A 5,377-nucleotide genomic window follows, 5' to 3' on the forward strand; every position below is an offset into this window, starting at 1 on the left:
GCCAACAGAAACACGCCGCTCGGCGTGCTCCAGAACGACAAGCAGCAGCTCACCATCACCGCCAACACGCAGCTGACCGACGCCGCCGGTTTCTCCAACATCATCATCGCCACCAAGAACGGTCACCCGGTACGGCTGGGCGAGGTGACCCGCGTGGTCGATTCGGTGCAGACGACCACGACCGCAAGTTGGTACGATGGCACCCGCGCGATCATCATGGCCGTGCAGCGCCAGCCCGACGCCAACACTGTCGACGTCGTCGACAAGGTCAAGGCGATGCTGCCGTCCTTCAAGGACCAGATGCCGGCCGCCGCCGACATCAAGTTGCTTAACGACCGCTCCAGTTCGATCCGGCAGGCGGTCAGCGACGTGCAGTTCACGCTGCTGCTCACCATTGCCCTGGTCATCATGGTGATCTTCGTGTTCCTGCGCCGGGTGACGGCGACAATCATCCCGGCCGTGGCGGTGCCGATCTCGCTGATCGCCACGCTCGGCGCGATGTTCCTGTTCGGCTTTTCCATCGACAACATCTCGCTGATGGGCCTGACGCTGGCGGTCGGCCTCGTCGTTGACGACGCCATCGTGATGCTTGAAAACATCTTCCGCCACATGGAGGAGGACGGGCTGTCGGCCTTCGACGCCTCGCTGAAGGGCGCGCGCGAAATCGGCTTCACCATCATCTCGATCTCGATCTCGCTGGTGGCGGTTTTCATCCCCGTGCTGCTGATGGGCGGCGTCATCGGGCGCATCTTCAACGAGTTCGCCGTGGTGGTGACGGTCGCCATCCTGGCGTCGATGTTCGTGTCGCTGACGCTGACGCCGATGCTGTGCTCGCGGCTGCTGTCGGTGACCAAAGCCGACCGCGACAAGCATGGCCCCGGTCACAAGCAGGACCTCGTCACGCGCGGCTACGACAGGGTCTTGAGCTTCTGCCTGCGGCACACCTTCCTGGTGTTCCTCGTCTTCGTCGGCACCGCGGCAGCGTCGGTGTGGCTGATCCAGATCTCGCCGAAGGGCTTCTTCCCGCAAGAGGATATCGGCCAGATATCGGTGACCACCATTGCCCGCCAGGACATCTCGTTCGACGCCATGTCCAGGCTGCAAGGGCAGGTCGCCAGCGTCTTCTCGCATTCGCCCTATGTCGACCATGTGGCGTGGTCGGCGGGCAGCGGCAACAACGCGCTCAACCAGGGGCAGCTCTTCGTCCAGCTCAAGGGCAAGGACCAGCGCCCCGATATCGAGAAGGTGCTTGCGGATCTGCGCAAGCAACTGGCCCGCGTGGCGGGCATCGAGACCTACATGCAGCCGGTGCAGAATTTGAGGCTGGGCTCGCGGTCGTCCGCAAGCGCCTACCAGCTCGTGGTTCAGGGCCTTGATACCGGCCTCACCGATATTTGGGCGCAGAAACTGAACGACGCGATGGCGGCCGACCATGCGAACTTCACCGACGTCACCAGCGACCTGCAGAACAATGCGCTGCAGGCGACGCTGGTGGTGGATCGCGACAAGGCCGCCCAACTCGGTATCGATACCGACACGTTGCGCTCCGCCCTCTATGGCGGGTTCGGCACCGACCAGGTTTCGACCATATTCGGTTCGGCCGACAGCTATGAAGTCATCACCGAGCTCGATCCCAAGATCGAGTGGTCGCCCGAGCGGATGCTGGCCATCCAGATGAGGACGGCGAGCGGCAGTCTTGTTCCGCTCGGCGCCTTCGCCCGCGTCGATCGCACGGCCGGCGCCCTGACCGTCAACCAGCTCGGCCAGCTTCCAGCCGTGACCATCTCCTACAATCTGCCGCAGGGCGTGGCGCTGGGCGACAGCGTGACGCGCATCAATGCGCTGAAAGAGCAGATCGGCATGCCGACGGTGATCTCGACGACCTTTGCCGGCACGGCCAAGACCTTCCAGGATTCGCTGGCCAACCAGGGTTTTCTGGTCGGCGGCGCAATCCTGACCATCTACATCGTGCTCGGCATCCTCTACGAAAGCTTCATCCACCCGCTGACCATCCTCACCGGCCTGCCATCGGCCGTACTGGGAGCGGTCGTTGCGCTGCGCTTCGCCGGCATGGATCTGTCGGTCATCGCGGTGATCGGCATCCTGATGCTGATCGGCATCGTCAAGAAGAACGGCATCATGATGGTCGATGTCGCGCTTGAGTTGCGACGAGAAGGCATGTCGGCGACCGAGTCGATCCACAAGGCCTGCCTGATGCGCTTCAGGCCGATCATGATGACGACGCTGGCGGCACTCATGGGCACGTTCCCGATTGCGCTCGGCACCGGCGCCAGCGCCGAACTGCGCCAGCCGCTGGGCGTTGCCGTTGTCGGCGGCCTGCTTGCCTCGCAGGCACTGACCCTGTTCGTGACGCCGGTGATCTATGTCTACATGGAGAATTTCTCGGGCTGGCTGGTCGGGCTTTGGTCGAAGCGCAAGGGCGAGCCGGGTCCGGTCGAAACTGTCGACCAGCTCTCGCTGTTCAAGGCGAGGGAAGACATGCAGCCCGAACCGCAGCGGGCGGCCGCCGAATGATGTGACAGGGCCAGTGCATGTGCCGCTGGCCCAAGGCGTTGCGCTTGCGGTGGCACCACCGGAACCGTAATTTGTCGCCATGTCCCACGATCATCATCACGATAACGAACTTGATCCGTTTGCCGCCCGCGTGCGTGCGCTGGAGACGATCCTCGCCCAGAAGGGTCTGATCGATCCGGCCGCGATCGACGTCATCGTCGACACCTACGAGACGAAGATCGGGCCGCGCAACGGCGCCAGGGTGGTGGCCAAGGCCTGGAGCGATCCTGCCTTTGCCGATTGGCTGAAGCGCGACGCGACGGCGGCGATCGCATCGCTGAGCTATACCGGCCGCCAGGGCGAGCACATGCAGGCGGTGTTCAACACGCAGGATACCCATAATCTCGTCGTCTGCACACTGTGCTCCTGCTATCCGTGGTCGGTGCTTGGCCTGCCGCCGGTCTGGTACAAGGCGCCGCCCTATCGTTCGCGCGCGGTGATCGATCCGCGCGGCGTGCTGGAAGAGTTCGGGCTGACGCTGCCGGCGGACAAGAAAATCCGCGTCTGGGATTCCACTGCCGAGCTGCGCTATCTCGTCGTGCCGATGCGGCCCGAGGGTACCGAGGGCTGGAGCGAGGAGCGGCTGGCGGAGCTGGTGAGCCGCGATGCGATGATCGGCACCGGCCTGGCGGAACAGCCGGCATGAACGGGCCGCAGGATCTCGGCGGACAGATGGGTTTCGGCCCGGTCGCGCCGGAAAAGGACGAACCTTACTTCCATGCCGCCTGGGAAAGGCGGGCGCTCGGCGTGACGCTGACTGCCGGCGCCATGGGCGCCTGGAACATCGACGAGAGCCGGCATGCACGGGAATCGCTGCATCCGGCTGTCTACTATTCATCGAGCTACTACGAGATATGGATCAAGGCGCTGGAGGTGCTGTTAAAGCGCCATGGCTTCGTCAGCCAGCGCGATCTCGAAGCGGGCAAGGCAGTCGATCCAGCAGCGACTCCCAAGAGGGTGCTGAAGGCGGAAAACGTGCCCGCGGTGTTGGCCAAGGGCAGCCCTTGCGACCGGCCGGTGGCGCAAGCGGCGCGGTTCAAGGCGGGCGACGCCGTGCGGACCAAAAACTTCAACCCGACCGGCCACACGCGGCTGCCGCGCTACGCACGCGGCAAGCACGGCGTGATCGAGGCGGTGCACGACGGTTTTGTTTTTCCCGACAGCAACGCGCATGGACACGGCGAAAATCCGCAATGGGTCTACACCGTGGTTTTCGAAGGATCGGAGATCTGGGGCGAGGGGGCCGACCCGACGCTACGCGTGTCGATAGACGCCTGGGAGAGCTATCTTGAGCCGGCGTGAAGAACTGCCGCCAGGTTTCGACGAGCCGGTGTTCGCCGAGCCGTGGCAGGCCGAGGCCTTCGCCATGACGGTGGCGCTGCACGACAAGGGCCTGTTTTCGTGGAGCGAGTGGGCGCAGGCGCTGTCGAGCGAAGTGAAAAGACCGGGCGCCGCAGCGGACGGCCATGATTATTACGAACATTGGCTGGCGGCGCTGGAAAGCCTGCTTGCCTCGAAGGGACTGGCCGCCAAGGCCGATGTCGACGCGATGGCTGAGGCCTGGGAGCGCGCGGCACATGCCACCCCGCACGGCAAGCCGATCCTGCTGGAGAACGATCCTGGACCCTGACAGCAGGCTGCGAGCAGCCAGGCCAAAAAGATCAGTTTAGTCTTCCGTTATCTCAGTCCGGATTTCGCTCCTGCACTCAGTTGCAAATATTGGGGCCACCAGCGACCATATCCCCATGATGGAAAAGCCTGCCGCGCCCTGGCCTTTGCTGCAAATCGCGATCGAGCCGAAATCGAAGGCCGATCAGGAGCGGCTGCGTATCGCCTTGGCGAAGCTGGCGGACGAGGATGCTTTCTTCCGCGTCATGCAAGACGAGGAATCGGGCCAGACCATTATCGCCTTCATGGACGAACTCCACCTCGACATCATCATTGACCACCTGCGTCGCGAGTCCCAGGTCGATGTGAATATTGGTTCTCCACAAGTGGCCTATCGCGAGACGATCACCCGTACGCACAAGCAGGACTTCACGCACAAGAGGCAGTCCGGCGGCACCGGTCAGTTCGCCCGCGTCAAGATCATGTTCGAGCCGAACGCGGACAGCGCGGACTCCGTGTTCGAGTCCAGGATCGTCGGTGGTGCGCTTCATGGCGAATACATTGCGGGCGTCGAAAAGGGGCTGCGCAGCATATTGTCCTCAGGTCCATTTGCGGGCTTCCCGATGATCGGCGTCAAGGCGGTGCTGATGGATGGCGCTTTTCACGATACCGATTCCTCGGCTCTGGCTTTCGAGATCGCCGGCCGCGCCTGCTTTCGCGAAGCCGCGCCACGCCTCGGCGTGCAGTTGCTCGAGCCGATCATGAAGGTCGAAGTAATGACTTCAGCAACCCATGTCGGCAACGTCATCGCCGAACTGCAAAGCCGCCGTGGCCAGATCCTGAGTCGGGAAATCCGCGGCGTGGTCGTCGTCGTCAACGCGACAGTGCCGCTTAGAAATATGTCCAAGCTGGAGGATGCACTCCGGTCCTGTTCGAACGGGCAGGCACGGTTGAGCGTCAGCTATGCCGGATACGCTCCCGTTCCGCTACCACCCGACGACCGCGACCCGCGGGCCGCCATGGCCATTGCCTGAATTTCGCTTCCAGCCGACGTGGTCGATTGTTCCCTTTACGTTCTTGTCTGTGCCTGATAGCCTGACCCGTCGGCGGCACTTAAGCGTCCCGGCGCATCGATGATGATGGCGGCTGTCTTGTCTTTCCCTTGCGAATCCGGTCTCTCGCGCTGATGGAATTC

General features: G+C 63.3%; 4 protein-coding genes and 1 pseudogene. All 5 read left to right on the plus strand.

The features are described 5' to 3' along the window. Window positions 1–2,535: efflux RND transporter permease subunit (locus ENZ75_RS19445; RefSeq protein WP_164887871.1), on the plus strand; the 2,535-nt coding region annotated here is incomplete at its 5' end. Between the two features lie 79 nt (window positions 2,536–2,614). Further along, window positions 2,615–3,220: a nitrile hydratase subunit alpha gene (nthA, locus tag ENZ75_RS19450; protein ID WP_063168267.1), complete on the plus strand. Its 606-nt coding sequence runs from the start codon at window positions 2,615–2,617 to the stop codon at window positions 3,218–3,220. Continuing rightward, complete coding sequence (gene nthB / locus ENZ75_RS19455) at window positions 3,217–3,876, plus strand: nitrile hydratase subunit beta (protein WP_063168266.1); 660 nt, start codon at window positions 3,217–3,219, stop codon at window positions 3,874–3,876. Before nthA ends, nthB begins: the two co-directional genes overlap by 4 nt. Further along, entirely contained in the window at window positions 3,863–4,204 is a 342-nt protein-coding gene (locus ENZ75_RS19460) for a nitrile hydratase accessory protein (RefSeq protein WP_063168265.1), read from the plus strand. The genes nthB and ENZ75_RS19460 overlap by 14 nt, the downstream gene beginning before the upstream one ends. Before the next feature lie 115 nt (window positions 4,205–4,319). Next, window positions 4,320–5,216: pseudogene (fusA, locus tag ENZ75_RS19465) on the plus strand (elongation factor G); the annotation flags it as partial. Window positions 5,217–5,377 lie beyond the last annotated feature (161 nt).

The sequence above is a fragment of the Mesorhizobium sp. M7A.F.Ca.CA.002.04.1.1 genome (genome assembly GCF_004022805.1).
In the GTDB taxonomy this organism is placed as follows: Bacteria; Pseudomonadota; Alphaproteobacteria; order Rhizobiales; family Rhizobiaceae; genus Mesorhizobium; species Mesorhizobium ciceri.

Coding starts and splice junctions, on each gene's coding strand:
- nthB (WP_063168266.1), top strand. CDS start 3,217: ATGAACGGGCCGCAGGATCTCGGCGGACAGATGGGTTTCGGCCCGGTC.
- nthA (WP_063168267.1), top strand. CDS start 2,615: ATGTCCCACGATCATCATCACGATAACGAACTTGATCCGTTTGCCGCC.